Source organism: Streptomyces erythrochromogenes, from assembly GCF_036170895.1.
GTDB classification, from domain to species: Bacteria; Actinomycetota; Actinomycetes; order Streptomycetales; family Streptomycetaceae; genus Streptomyces; species Streptomyces erythrochromogenes.
On record NZ_CP108036.1, the window covers coordinates 3814491 to 3826692 of the forward strand.

At 71.4% G+C, this 12202-nt stretch carries 14 protein-coding genes; 8 read left to right on the forward strand and 6 right to left on the reverse strand.

Annotated elements, in window-relative coordinates:
* Positions 1 to 11: 11 nt before the first annotated feature.
* Entirely contained in the window at positions 12 to 221 is a 210-nt protein-coding gene (locus OHA91_RS17215; RefSeq protein WP_031147780.1) for a hypothetical protein, read from the forward strand.
* A gap of 16 nt (positions 222 to 237) precedes the next feature.
* On the opposite strand, the gene OHA91_RS17220 is transcribed toward OHA91_RS17215, so the two are convergent.
* Positions 238 to 1104 (reverse strand): NAD(P)-dependent oxidoreductase, encoded by an 867-nt coding sequence (locus OHA91_RS17220; RefSeq protein ID WP_328739577.1) that lies wholly within the window; start codon positions 1102 to 1104, stop codon positions 238 to 240.
* Between the two features lie 115 nt (positions 1105 to 1219).
* Between OHA91_RS17220 and OHA91_RS17225 the strand changes: the two genes are divergently transcribed.
* Positions 1220 to 1813, forward strand: a complete 594-nt coding sequence (locus OHA91_RS17225; RefSeq protein ID WP_031147777.1) for a TetR/AcrR family transcriptional regulator — start codon at positions 1220 to 1222, stop codon at positions 1811 to 1813.
* Positions 1814 to 1828: 15 nt separating this feature from the next.
* Here the strand turns inward: OHA91_RS17225 and OHA91_RS17230 are convergent, their stop codons facing one another.
* The 4 genes from OHA91_RS17230 to OHA91_RS17245 form a co-directional block, all read right to left on the reverse strand.
* Positions 1829 to 2836, reverse strand: coding sequence for a hypothetical protein (locus tag OHA91_RS17230; RefSeq protein ID WP_031147775.1), 1008 nt, complete (start codon positions 2834 to 2836; stop codon positions 1829 to 1831).
* 97 nt (positions 2837 to 2933) lie between these two features.
* Positions 2934 to 3914, reverse strand: a complete 981-nt coding sequence (locus tag OHA91_RS17235; RefSeq protein WP_328739578.1) for an ABC transporter substrate-binding protein — start codon at positions 3912 to 3914, stop codon at positions 2934 to 2936.
* Between the two features lie 32 nt (positions 3915 to 3946).
* Positions 3947 to 4615, reverse strand: a complete 669-nt coding sequence (locus OHA91_RS17240) for an ABC transporter permease (RefSeq protein WP_031147772.1) — start codon at positions 4613 to 4615, stop codon at positions 3947 to 3949.
* 4 nt (positions 4616 to 4619) lie between these two features.
* Positions 4620 to 5318, reverse strand: coding sequence for an ABC transporter permease (locus OHA91_RS17245; RefSeq protein ID WP_031147771.1), 699 nt, complete (start codon positions 5316 to 5318; stop codon positions 4620 to 4622).
* A gap of 150 nt (positions 5319 to 5468) precedes the next feature.
* Here OHA91_RS17245 and OHA91_RS17250 point away from each other — a divergent pair, with 150 nt between their 5' ends.
* Positions 5469 to 6431: an ABC transporter ATP-binding protein gene (locus OHA91_RS17250; protein ID WP_031147770.1), complete on the forward strand. Its 963-nt coding sequence runs from the start codon at positions 5469 to 5471 to the stop codon at positions 6429 to 6431.
* 57 nt (positions 6432 to 6488) lie between these two features.
* Here the strand turns inward: OHA91_RS17250 and OHA91_RS17255 are convergent, their stop codons facing one another.
* Positions 6489 to 7598, reverse strand: coding sequence for an alpha/beta hydrolase (locus tag OHA91_RS17255; RefSeq protein WP_031147768.1), 1110 nt, complete (start codon positions 7596 to 7598; stop codon positions 6489 to 6491).
* 152 nt (positions 7599 to 7750) lie between these two features.
* On the opposite strand from OHA91_RS17255, the gene OHA91_RS17260 reads away from it, so the two are divergent.
* The 5 genes from OHA91_RS17260 (at position 7751) to folK (ending at position 12197) form a co-directional block, all read left to right on the forward strand.
* Positions 7751 to 9598 (forward strand): phosphatidylglycerol lysyltransferase domain-containing protein, encoded by a 1848-nt coding sequence (locus OHA91_RS17260; RefSeq protein ID WP_031147767.1) that lies wholly within the window; start codon positions 7751 to 7753, stop codon positions 9596 to 9598.
* Between the two features lie 161 nt (positions 9599 to 9759).
* Complete coding sequence (folP, locus tag OHA91_RS17265; protein WP_031147766.1) at positions 9760 to 10632, forward strand: dihydropteroate synthase; 873 nt, start codon at positions 9760 to 9762, stop codon at positions 10630 to 10632.
* 25 nt (positions 10633 to 10657) lie between these two features.
* Positions 10658 to 11101 carry a nuclear transport factor 2 family protein gene (locus OHA91_RS17270; RefSeq protein ID WP_031147764.1) on the forward strand — a complete coding sequence of 148 codons (444 nt, stop codon included), beginning with the start codon at positions 10658 to 10660 and terminating at the stop codon, positions 11099 to 11101.
* Positions 11102 to 11232: 131 nt separating this feature from the next.
* On the forward strand, positions 11233 to 11592 hold the full coding sequence (gene folB / locus OHA91_RS17275; protein ID WP_030010912.1) for a dihydroneopterin aldolase: 360 nt from the start codon (positions 11233 to 11235) through the stop codon (positions 11590 to 11592).
* Positions 11589 to 12197, forward strand: a complete 609-nt coding sequence (gene folK, locus OHA91_RS17280) for a 2-amino-4-hydroxy-6-hydroxymethyldihydropteridine diphosphokinase (protein ID WP_031147763.1) — start codon at positions 11589 to 11591, stop codon at positions 12195 to 12197. The genes folB and folK overlap by 4 nt, the downstream gene beginning before the upstream one ends.
* The last annotated feature ends 5 nt before the right edge of the window (positions 12198 to 12202 follow it).

Genomic DNA, 12202 nt, shown 5'->3' on the forward strand with positions numbered 1-12202 from the left:
GACTTGGCGGCATGTCCCACTCCCCCCGCCGGGCCTGCCCCGCCTGCGGCCGCGACTGCGCCGTCACCGCGGGCCGCATCGCCCGCCACGACCCGCCCGCCTCGCGCGGCGACCTGGTGTCCTGCCCCGGGTCGCGGGCCCGGGTGGTGCTCGGCGCCTCCGCACCGACGCTGGACGGCTTCGTCCTGCCCGAAGTGCCGGGACAGCTGCCGCTGTTCTGAGGCGCCGCGCCGGCCGTCAGGCCTCCTCGGCGGCCAGCAGCTGGATCAGGCGCGAGCTGCTCTCGTCGCCGAAGCCGGCCTCGACCCCGCGGCGGTACAGCTCCGCGTGCGCGGCCAGGATCGCGGTGTCCACGCCCGAGTCGGCCGCGGTGTGCAGGATGTGCTCGACGCTGGCGGCGCACATCGTCAGGCGCTGGTCCTCGCCGCTGTGGTCGCCGGCGTCGACGAGCGCGGCGCTCTCGGTGTAGAAGCCGCGGAGGGTGTCGGCGGTGTAGCCGGCGTAGGGCAGGATGTCCGACGCCGTCAGGCCGTTGGCGCGGGCCACGGCGACCGCCTGGTACCAGCCCGTGTAGGCGGTCCAGAAGAGGATCATGTTGAGCTGGTAGTAGAGCTGCGCGTGGCCGGGGTCGCAGCCGCGGTAGTCGGTGGCGGCGAGCAGGTCGAGCGCGGCGCGGTGCTCCTCGTAGGCCTCCCGCGGGCCGCTGATGAAGATCGAGGACCCTTCGCGGCCGATGCCGGCGGGCGGGACGTTGACCCCGCCGGTGAGGTACGCGGCCCCGCGCTCCTCGGCCCACCGTGCGGCCGCGCGGGCCTTGTCCGGGAGGTCGGAGGAGAGGTTGGCGAGCACGCGGCCGGTGAGGTCGGCGTCGCCGAGGGTGCCGTACATGGCCTCGACGTCGATCAGGCTGAGCACGACCAGCGGGCTCGCGGCGACGGCCTCGGCGATGCCGGGCGCGCTGCGCGCGCCACGGGCGACGAGGTCGGTGTCCTTGCCGGCGCTGCGGTTCCACACGGTGACCTCGTAGCCGGCATCGAGGTAGGCGGCGGCCATGGCCCGGCCCATGGGGCCCAGGCCGACGACGGTGACCTTGGTGTTGTCCACGGTGCTCTCCCCCAGGAGTAAGTGACTAGAACGAACGCTCTATCCAGCGCTCGGTACGACCGTAGCACGGGACTAGAACGAGCGCTCTGTCTAATACTCCGGATAGAATCCGGCCATGGCAGCGACAGGGACGAAGACAGAGCTGGGGACGCGCGAGCGGCTGGTCCGCACCGCATCCCGCCTCATGCAGCACGGCGGCTACGAGAACACCCCGGTCAAACAGCTCGTCCGCGAGGCGGAGGCCACCCTGGGCTCGCTGTACCACTTCTTCCCGGGCGGCAAGCAGGAGCTCGCGGTGGCCGCGATCCACTTCGGCGACGAGGAGTTCGCCGCGCTCCTGCGCGCGGGGCTCGCCGCCCGCCCGGACCCGGCGGAGGCGGTCGAGGCGGTCACCGGCCTGCTCGCGGAGGCCCTGGAGGCATCCGACTGGCGCGACGGCTGCCCGGTGACGGCCACCGCCCTGGAAACGGTCGGCCGCCTCCCCGATCTGCAGGCGGCCTGCGCCCGGGCCTTCGCCAACTGGCAGGAGCTGGTCGCGGCGAAGCTCCTGGCGTCCGGCTACCCGGAGGAGGAGGCGCGCGATCTGGCGATCACCGTGGTCAACACCCTTGAGGGCGCGGAAATGACCTCGCAGGTCACCCGGAGCCGGACCCCGCTCCTGGTGGCGGGCCGGCATCTGGCCCGGCTGGTGGCCTCGTACGGCCCCTGACCGGGGAGGGGCGTCCTAGGAAATCGCGGTGCGCAGGCGGACCACGTCGATCGACTCGGTCTCGTCGTGGGCCGTCAGGTCGATGACCTGACCCACCGCGCGGGTCTCGTCGGTCGGCGGCTTGAACTCCGGCTCGGTGCTCTGCTGCGCGGACTCCGCCTTGTGCACGGCGAGGGCTTCGGCGCCCACCACGTCGGCCAGGTCCTCGTTCTGGACCGCCTCGATCGCCGCACGGGCCTGCGCCGAGTTCTTGGTGCCGAAGAAGTCGAAGCCGCCCTCGACGCGGGAGGCCGTACGCCGCTGGGCCGCGTACGGGGCCACGGCGGCCGCCGGACGGCGGGCCGGGACCGAGGTGGCGGCGGTGGCCGTCGCCGGCGGCGCCGTGGGCAGCTCGCGCGCGGCCCGCGCCTTGGGCAGCGCCCGCTCCTGCGCCTTGCGGGCCAGCGCCGCCATGGCCGCGTGGGCCCGGGCGTAGCCGACCGAGGTCGGCGCGCCCGCCGAGGTGCGCTCCTCGGAGACGGCCGGAAGCTGCTTGGGATCGGCCGGAGCCGTGGTCGACGCGGCCTCGATGGCCAGCAGCCGGCGCTTCTCCAGGGCACTGGCCCGCTCGGTCTCGGCCGTGGCGTACCGGCGCAGCAGCGCCGCGTGTTCGCCCCGCAGGCCAGCCAGTTCGACGCGCTTGGCGCGCAGCTTGGCGTCGAGCCTGCCCCGCAGCATCCGGGCCTCTTCGAGGTCGGACTCCAGCTCGGCTATGCGCTCGTCCGTGCGCCACTCGTCCTTGACCCGCTCGCGGGCGAGTTCCGCGACCCGGCGGCCCGCACTGCGGTCCCAGGCTCGCATCACGACGGCGCCGGCGATCCCGGCGGCCGCGGCGAGCGCCACGAGCAGCCTCAGCGCGGTGCCGTCGTCGGGGCCGGCCAGCAGCCAGGCGGCGCCGGCGCTGGTGGCGGACACACCGGCAACGGCCGTCGGCGTGAGCAGCCGGTGCAGGGGTTCGGGATTGCGGTGGCGTCCACGGGGCATGGCCTGAAATTTACAGGGCGTAGAGGTCGTGTGGGGTACCCACCCGGCAATCTGTTCCCGGGCAGTTACCCCACATTTCTCCATCAACCAGTAAGCACTACTTCTTCACGAGGCCCTTCGACTCCAGGTAGGCCTTCGCGACGTCCGCCGGCTTGGCGCGCTCGGCGTCCACCTTCCGGTTCAGGTCGACCAGGTCGGCGGTCGTGAGTACCTTGGTCAGCTTGTCGAGCGCGGCCGCGACCTCGGGGGCTCCGGCGTCCTTGGCGTTGACGACCGGCAGCACGTTGTCCGCGTTCTGGAGCTTCTTGTCGTCCTCCAGCAGGACCAGGCCGAAGCTGTCGAGGGTGGCGTCCGTGGTCGTGGTGAGCACGAGCTGGTCGACGCCGTCCTTGACCGCCTGCTTGGCCTGCGGGGTGCCGACGCCCTTCGGGTCAATACCGGAAACTTGAATTCCGTACGTTGTGGTCAGTCCCGGCCCGCAGAAGGGTCGGACGGAGCATTCGTCGCCCGCCGCGATCTTCACCTTCAGCCCCGACTTGCCAAGATCGGATAGGGACTTGAGGTTGTTCTTCTCGGCGAATTCCTTGGTCACCGCGAATGCGTTCTGGTCGACCGCCGAGCCCGCCGGCAGCACCTTCAGCCCGAGCGGGGCCGCGAGCTTCTCCAGGCCCGCCACCGTCGCGGCGACGTCGCTCGACGCGACCGGCTTCTCCTCGGGCGCCTTCGGCCCGTTCACCTTGGCGTTCAGGAACTCCGCGAGCGTGGCCGCGTACTCGGGGACGACGTCGATCTCGCCCTTCTCCAGCGACGGCTCGTACAGCTCGCGGTTGTTGACCGTCTTGACGGACGTGCTGTAGCCCGCGTCCTTCAGGACCTGCGCGTACAGCTCCGCCAGCACGCTCGACTCGGTGAACCCGGCCGCGCCGATCACCAGGCTGCCCTTGCCCTCCGCGGCCGGGGCGCCGGAGGAGCCGCCGTCCTTGCTCTTCTCCAGGCTGTCACCGCCGCACGCGGCCAGCGACACCGTCAGGGCCAGGGCGCCCAGGGACGCGCCGAGGACGCGCGTGGTCTTGGTCATGGAGTTGCTCCGTTCGAAAAGGGGGACGGGAATCAGCGGTGGGCGCCGGCCCGGGGCAGCAGCCGGTCCGCCGCCACCAGCACGCCCTCCACCAGCAGGGCCAGGGCGGCCACGAGCAGGGCCCCGGCGACGACCTGCGGGGTGTTGTAGGTGTTGAAGCCGGCGGTGATGATCCGGCCGAGACCGCCCTGCCCGACCATGGCGGCGATCGTGGCCGTGGCGATGACCTGCACGGATCCCGAACGCAGCCCGGTCATCACCAGGCCGCGCGCGAGCGGGAGTTCCACCCGCCAGAAGAGCTGCCCGCCGGACATGCCCATCCCGCGGGCGGCCTCCACCACCGACCGGTCCACCTCGCGCATGCCGACGTACGCATTGGTCAGCAGCGGCGGGACGGCGAAGAGCACGAGGGCGGCCACCGTCGGCAGGTAGCCGGCGTTGCGCAGCGGGGAGACCATGAAGAGCGCCAGCACGGCGAAGACCGGAACGGCCCGGCCGACGTTGGAGACGTTCACCGCGAGGGTGCCGCCCCGGCCGAGGTGGCCGAGGTACAGGCCGACCGGCAGCGCGATCGCGCAGGCGATCGCCAGGGCGAGCCCGCTGACGTAGACGTGCTCGCCGAGCCGGTGCCAGACGCCGTTCTCCCCGGACCAGTTGGCGCCGTTGGCGAGCCAGTCCCAGGCCCCTCCCGCCACACCCATGCCCTCAGGCCCCCTTCCCCTGGCCGGACGGCCGGCCGCCGGCCCGGGTCCACGGCGTGAGCAGCCTCTGCAGGCCGAGCAGCAGCAGGTCCGCGGCGAGCGCCAGCAGCACGCACAGCACCGAGGCGGTGAGGACCTGCGCCTTGAAGGAGCTGTTCACCGCGGGCGCGATGAGGTTGCCGAGACCGCCCTTGCCGACGATGGATCCGACCGTGGTCAGCGCGATCGTCGAAACCGTGGCGATCCGTACGCCGGCCAGCAGCGCGGGCAGCGCCAGCGGCAGTTCCACCTGCCACAGCAGCCGCCCCGGGCCGTATCCCATGCCGCGCGCGGCCTCCCGCACCTCCTCGGGGACGGCCTCCAGGCCGGCCAGCGCGTTGCGGACCAGAATGGTCAGCGAATACAGCACCAGACCGGTCACGACCAGCGCCGCCGAGAGCCCGAAGACGGGCAGCAGCAGCGAGAACATGGCCAGCGAGGGGACCGTGTAGAGCAGGGTGGTGAAGGTGAGCACGGACGCCGACCAGCGCCGGCCGCGGCGGGCCAGCAGGGCGAGCGGCACGGCCACGACCAGGCCGATCAGGACGGACGCGCCGGTGATCCACACGTGCTCGACGGTGGCGTCGGTGAGCTCCTGGGAGCGGGAGGTGACGTAGTCCCAGCAGATCCAGTCGTTCGCCACCAGGCAGTTCTGCCCCGACATGCGCCTCACCCCCCGTCCTCAAACGTACACATGCTCGATCGCCCGGCCTCGAACGACCCTAACCCCCATCACCGTCGATGGCCGGAATCCTTCGCACGGGGGCAACACGCCCTTCACAATCGGGCGGCGCCGGTGAGGAAAGATGGGTCCGTGATCCGATTCGAGCATGTGACCAAGCGCTACCCCGACGGGACGACGGCAGTCGAGGACCTGTCCTTCGAGGTGGCGGAAGGAGAGCTGGTCACGCTGGTCGGACCGTCCGGCTGCGGCAAGACGACCACCATGAAGATGGTCAACCGGCTCATCGACCCGACGTCCGGCCGGATCCTGCTGGGCGGCGAGGACATCGCGGCCGCCGACCCGGTCGAGCTGCGCCGCCGCATCGGGTACGTCATCCAGCAGGTCGGGCTCTTCCCGCACAAGACCGTGCTGGAGAACACCGCGACCGTGCCGCAGCTCATCGGCACCCCCAGGGCCGCGGCCCGCGCCCGGGCGGCCGAGCTGCTCGAACTGGTCGGACTGGACCCGTCGGTGTACGGGAGCCGGTACCCCGAGCAGCTGTCGGGCGGGCAGCGCCAGCGCGTCGGGGTCGCCCGCGCGCTCGCCGCAGATCCGCCGGTGCTGCTGATGGACGAACCCTTCGGCGCGGTGGACCCGGTGGTGCGCGAGCGGCTCCAGAACGAGTTCCTGACCCTGCAGCAGACCGTGCGCAAGACGATCCTGCTGGTCACGCACGACCTGGAGGAGGCGATCCGGCTGGGCGACCGCATCGCGGTCTACGGGACGGGCACCATCGAGCAGTTCGACCGCCCGGCCGCGGTGCTGGGAGCCCCGGCCACTCCCTACGTGGCCTCCTTCGTCGGCGCCGACCGGGGGCTCAAGCGGCTCGCCGTCACCACCCTCGGGGCCGACGACCTGGCACCGGCCGAGGGAACGGCGCCCGGGGCGTCGGTGGAGCTCGGCGCGACGCTGCGCGAGGCGCTCGCCGCACTGCTCCAGGAGGACTCCGGCCGGATCGGCGTCACGGATCCGGACACCGGCGAGCTGGCCGGCGTACTGACTCCCGAGGGCGTCCACCGGGCGCTGCGCCGCGCCGAGTTGCAGGAGGCATGAGAAAGGGGCCCGACCTGCCGGTCGGGCCCCCGCTCCTGCCGTCGCACCGCACGGCCGTCAGGCCTGGATGCGGCCGCTCATCCACACCAGCATCGGCGGGATCTCACGGCGCCACGTGTTGAAGTTGTGGCCGCCGCTGTCGAGGACGATGGACGAGACCCGGTCCGGGCCCTGCACCTTCTTGATGAACTTCTTGGTGTCCGCGAGGTTCGGCTCGCCCTTCTCGCTGCTGGTGACGAGGAAGGACGTACCGGCCGGCTTCTTGTTCTCCATGACGTGCAGGATGTCCGCGCGCTTCTTCAGCTTCTCGTCGCCGTGGAACAGGTCACCGGTCGTCGGGTCGTCCGGAGCGTCGTAGTACGCGGACAGGCCCGCGGCGGCACCGAAGGTCTGCGGGTAGTGCGCGGCGATCTTCAGGGCGCAGTAGCCGCCCGTGGAGTTGCCGATGAAGCCCATGTTCTCGGGCTTCTTGCCGACCCGGAAGGTGTCCTGGATGGCCTGCGGGAGGTCCACCCCGAAGAAGGTCTCGGTCTGCGGGCCGCCGGGGACGTCGACGCACTCGGTGTCACGCGGCGGCGCCACCGTCGGGCGCAGCATGACCAGGATCATCGGCTTCATCTTGCCCGACTTGGACAGGCTGAAGGCCTTCATCGGGTAGTCGAGCCCTTTGATCAGGTTCTCGGCGGTGCCCGGGTAGCCCGTCAGGACGACGGACGCCGGAAAGTTCTCGTCCTTGTGCTGCGGCTGGAAGTACTCCGGCGGGAGCCACACGTAGCCGGGGCTCGTTATCTTCGACTTCTGCCCGGATATGGCAACCTTCAGGATCTGACCGCCCACCTGGGGCTTGGCACCACCGGGGACGTCCAGCTTCTGCTTGTCGACGACCTTGATGTCCTTGCTGCTCATCGAGTGGTCGACGACCTTGCCCATCGACGTCTCCTGGCCGAACAGATCGGCCCACGAACCGTAGAACAGGAACGACTTGTTGGCCGCGAGCCCTACGGCCGAGAACAGCGCCAGCTGGGTCGCCAGCAGGAGCCCGATACGGCCGGCGACCGCACGCCAGGTGCGGCCGGAGAGCTTCGGCCAGAACCAGATGGTGGCCGCGAACAGCAGCACACCGGCGAGGACGGCCAGCGCCAGGACCGTATTACTGGTGAGACCCATGAGCAGTCAGTCGACTTTCTGATGGCAGGACTGGAAATTTCCGACGGAAGAGTGAACCCGCTGTCCGTCGATGTCGTCCTAAGGGACGCACCACACACCGGAGGCTGTCGCGGCCTTCGGCCACTTGATCTCTCGCGGAGCAACGGGAAGCGATGTCTAGCAGGATAGATGGCGATAAGTCGGGACAGGTTCCGAGCAGGGTCCGCCGAATCCTCCGAGGCCCACAGCCGGAGTCGGTGCCCGGCCTGGTAGGTACGGCCGTCATGATCGTCGGCCTTCTGGACATCGCGGCCGGTGTCTTCCCGCGCTTCCGGCACAGCCGGATCCACGCGGTCACCGAGGTGCTGCCGGGCTCCCTCGGCCCGTTCGCGGCCGCCATGTCCATCAGCGCGGGCGTACTGCTGCTGCTGCTCGCCCACGGCCTCAAGCGGCACAAGCGGCGCGCCTGGCGGGCCGCCGTCGTCCTGCTGCCCGCGGGCGCGGCCGCGCAGTTCACGTACCGCCACTCGATCATCGGCGTGGTCATCGCGGCGGTGCTCCTCGCGCTGCTGCTGCGCCACCAGGGTGAATTCAAGGCGCTGCCCGACCCGCGCAGCCGCTGGAAGGCGCTCGCGAACTTCGTCCTCATGAGCGCCGGTTCCATCGGCCTGGGCCTGGTCATCGTCAACGTCCACCCGGGCAAGGTCGTCGGCAACCCCGGCCTGTACGAGCAGATCACCCACGTCGTCTACGGCCTCTTCGGCTTCGAGGGCCCCGTCGACTACGCCGGCCGCGTGTCCTGGACCGTCGGCTACTCCCTCGGCGCCCTCGGCATGCTGACCGCCCTCACCACCATCTACCTGGCCTTCCGCCCCGAGCACCCGGCCGCCCGCCTCACCGTCGACGACGAGGGCAAGCTGCGCGAGCTGCTCGCCAAGCACGGCGGCCGCGACTCCCTCGGCCACTTCGCGCTCCGCCGCGACAAGGCCGTCGTCTTCTCCCCCAGCGGCAAGGCCGCCGTCACCTACCGCGTCGTCTCCGGCGTGATGCTCGCCTCCGGCGACCCGATCGGCGACGTCGAGGCGTGGCCCGGCGCGATCGAGCGGTTCATGGAGGAGGCCAAGGCCCACTCCTGGACCCCGGCCGTCATGGGCTGCAGCGAGACCGGCGGCGAGGTCTGGACCCGCGAGACCGGTCTCGACGCCCTGGAACTGGGTGACGAGGCGATTGTCGATGTCAAAGACTTCTCCCTCTCGGGCCGAGCCATGCGCAATGTCCGCCAGATGGTGAAGCGCATCGAGCGCAACGGCTACACCACCAAGGTCCGCCGGGTCAGCGAGCTGACCGCGGAGGAGCTGGAGCAGGTCCGCGGCGCGGCCGAGGCCTGGCGCGGCACCGACACCGAGCGCGGCTTCTCCATGGCGCTGGGCCGGGTCGGCGACCCGGGCGACGGCGACTGCTTCATCGCCACCGCGCACCGCGTCGAGGAGGGCGACACCAGCCCCTTCGGCGACCTGAAGGCCATCCAGCACTTCGTGCCGTGGGGCAAGGACGGCATGTCGCTGGAGCTGATGCGCCGCGACCGCGGCGCCGACCCCGGCATGAACGAGCTGCTGATCGTCGCCTCCCTGGAGGCCTCCCCGGCCCTCGGCATCGAGAAGGTCTCCCTGAACTTCGCGATGTTCCGCTCGGCGCTGGCCCGCGGCGAGAAGATCGGCGCCGGCCCCGTCCTGCGGATGTGGCGCAGCCTGCTGGTCTTCCTCTCCCGCTGGTTCCAGATCGAGTCCCTGTACAAGTTCAACGCGAAGTTCCGCCCCCGCTGGGAGCCGCGCTTCGTGGTCTTCCGCACCACCCGCGACCTGCCCCGCATCGGCTTCGCCGCCATGCAGGCCGAGGGCTTCGTGACGCTGGCCCTGCCGCGCCTGTTCGCCAGCCGCCGCCCCAAGCCGGTCCGCACCTGCTCGCACAACCTGGTGGCGTCCGTCCCGAAGCAGGCCGAGCGCGAGGTCCAGGCCGCGTAGCCCCACCGCTCCCACGACACCCCCGAAGGCCCGGCCGGTCACCCCGCCCGGGCCTTCGACGTACCCCGCCGGGTCCCGCAGACCGGCCGGAACAGGCACGGCGACGGCCACAGGGCCAGTGCCAAGGGCTGTCACATCCAGGTCAGCCCTACCCTTGACCCATGAACACGAAGCGCGGAGCCACCAGCAGGGGCCGGGTCGCAGGTCTGCCGGAATGGGACCGCTGCGCGGTCATGGGCGTCGTCAACGTGACCCCCGACTCCTTCTCCGACGGCGGCCGCTGGTTCGACACCACCGCCGCCGTCAAGCGCGGGCTCGACCTGGTCGCCGAGGGCGCCGACCTCATCGACGTCGGCGGCGAGTCCACCCGCCCCGGCGCCTCCCGCGTCGACGAGGAGGAGGAGCTGCGCCGCGTCGTCCCCGTGGTGCGCGGCCTGGCCTCCGAGGGCGTCACCGTCTCCGTCGACACGATGCGCGCGGCCGTCGCCGCCCGGGCCGTCGACGCCGGCGCCGCCCTGGTCAACGACGTCAGCGGCGGCCTCGCCGACCCCGGCATGATCCCGGCCGTCGCCGCGGCCGAGGTCCCCTTCGTGGTCATGCACTGGCGCGGCTTCAGCGCCGACATGAACAGCCTCGCCGTCTACGACGACGTGCTCGCCGAGGTCACCGCCGAGCTCCGGGCCCGCATCGACGCGGTCGTCGCCGGCGGCATCGCCCCCGAGCGGCTCCTCGTCGACCCGGGCCTCGGCTTCGCGAAGAACGCCGAGCACGACCTGGCCCTGGTCGCGCACATGGCCGACCTGCGCGCCCTCGGCTTCCCGCTGCTGGTCGCCGCCTCGCGCAAGCGCTTCCTCGGCCGGGTCCTGGCCGGCGGGACGGACGCCGCCCCGCCGCCGGCCCGCGAACGCGACGCCGCCACGGCCGCCGTCTCCGCCATCGCCGCGCACCAGGGCGCCTGGGCCGTACGGGTCCACGAGGTACGGGCGACCGCCGACGCGGTTCGGGTGGCCCGCGCCGTGGAAGGGGCACTCTGACCCTCATCGACCGACAAGGAGAACAGTGAGCAGAACCGACATCGAAGCGGTCGAAGAGGTCAACACGGCCTTCTACGAGGCAATGGAACGGGGGGACTTCGACGCTCTGTCGGCGCTCTGGCTGGAGGACGAGATCTCCTGCGTGCACCCCGGCTGGCCGGTGCTCTCGGGCCGCGGCGAGGTGCTGCGCTCGTACGCGCTGATCATGTCCCACACCGAGTACATCCAGTTCTTCCTCACCGACACCAAGGTGGCCGTCATAGGCGACACGGCCCTGGTGACGTGCACGGAGAACATCCTCAGCGGCGGCCCCGCCGAGGACGGCGGACAGCTCGGCCCGCTCGTCGGCCAGCTGGTCGTCGCCACGAATGTGTTCCGACGCACATCCGAGGGCTGGCGCCTCTGGTCCCACCACGGTTCTCCCGTCCTCACGGAGTCCGACGAGGACGACGAGGACCCCTCCTCCTGACCCCTACGGCGGGTACCCGACTGTTTCGCAGGTAAATTCGAAGTCGGACGACGCCGACCGCACTCGGCGCAGGCCCATGGCCCCGGGGAGCCCCGGGGCCGGAAGCACCTACGAAAGCAGGAGTGATTCGCGTGGATCGTGTCGCGCTGCGCGGCCTCAAGGCTCGCGGGCACCACGGCGTCTTCCCCCGGGAACGCGAGGAAGGCCAGACCTTCATCGTCGACCTCGTGCTGCACCTCGACACCCGTCCCGCAGCGGCGGGTGACGACCTGGCGAAGACCGTGCATTACGGGGTAGTAGCCGAAGAGGTCGTCGACGTCGTCCAGGGTGAGCCCGTCGACCTGATCGAAACCCTGGCCGAGCGAATCGCCCAGCAGTGCCTCAAGCACGAAGCGGTGGCACAGGTGGAGGTCGTCGTCCACAAGCCGGACGCGCCCATCACCGTCCCCTTCGACGACGTGACCATCACGATCACCCGGAGCCGCGCATGAACAACGGACTGAACGCCCAGAGCGACCCCACGGTCCAGCCGGTACCCGCCTCCGTCGTGGAGGCGGTCGACGCCGCGGACGTCACCCTGTCCAACCCGAAATGGGCCGTCATCGCGCTCGGCGCGAACCTGGGCAACCGCCTGGAGACCCTGCAGGGCGCCATCGACGCCCTCGGCGACACCCCGGGCATGCGTGTCAAGGCCGTCTCCCCCGTCTACGAGACCGAGCCGTGGGGCGTCGAGCCCGGCTCGCAGCCCTCGTACCTCAACGCGGTCGTCGCCGTGAAGACCACCCTCCCGCCGTCCTCGCTCCTGGAGCGCGCGCACGCCGTCGAGGAGGCCTTCGACCGCGTCCGCGAGGAGCGCTGGGGCCCGCGCACGATCGACGTCGACATCGTCGCGTACGCCGACCGCGTCTCCGACGACCCGGTCCTCACCCTGCCGCACCCCCGCGCCCACCAGCGCGCCTTCGTGCTGGCCCCCTGGCACGACATCGACCCGGAGGCCCAGCTCCCGGGCCGCGGCCCGGTCTCCACCCTCCTGGCCGGAATCGGCCTGAGCGGCGTCACGCCGCGCCCCGACCTGGAACTCCACCTCCCCGAGTAGTCGTT

Bases quoted from the DNA above. Each gene is read 5' to 3' on its own strand.
- OHA91_RS17215 (WP_031147780.1), top strand. From the start codon at position 12: ATGTCCCACTCCCCCCGCCGGGCCTGCCCCGCCTGCGGCCGCGACTGC.
- OHA91_RS17255 (WP_031147768.1), bottom strand. From the start codon at position 7,598: ATGGGTCTCACCAGTAATACGGTCCTGGCGCTGGCCGTCCTCGCCGGT.
- OHA91_RS17235 (WP_328739578.1), bottom strand. From the start codon at position 3,914: ATGACCAAGACCACGCGCGTCCTCGGCGCGTCCCTGGGCGCCCTGGCC.
- OHA91_RS17240 (WP_031147772.1), bottom strand. From the start codon at position 4,615: ATGGGTGTGGCGGGAGGGGCCTGGGACTGGCTCGCCAACGGCGCCAAC.
- OHA91_RS17245 (WP_031147771.1), bottom strand. From the start codon at position 5,318: ATGTCGGGGCAGAACTGCCTGGTGGCGAACGACTGGATCTGCTGGGAC.
- folK (WP_031147763.1), top strand. From the start codon at position 11,589: ATGAACAACGGACTGAACGCCCAGAGCGACCCCACGGTCCAGCCGGTA.
- folP (WP_031147766.1), top strand. From the start codon at position 9,760: ATGAACACGAAGCGCGGAGCCACCAGCAGGGGCCGGGTCGCAGGTCTG.
- OHA91_RS17230 (WP_031147775.1), bottom strand. From the start codon at position 2,836: ATGCCCCGTGGACGCCACCGCAATCCCGAACCCCTGCACCGGCTGCTC.
- OHA91_RS17260 (WP_031147767.1), top strand. From the start codon at position 7,751: ATGTCTAGCAGGATAGATGGCGATAAGTCGGGACAGGTTCCGAGCAGG.
- OHA91_RS17225 (WP_031147777.1), top strand. From the start codon at position 1,220: ATGGCAGCGACAGGGACGAAGACAGAGCTGGGGACGCGCGAGCGGCTG.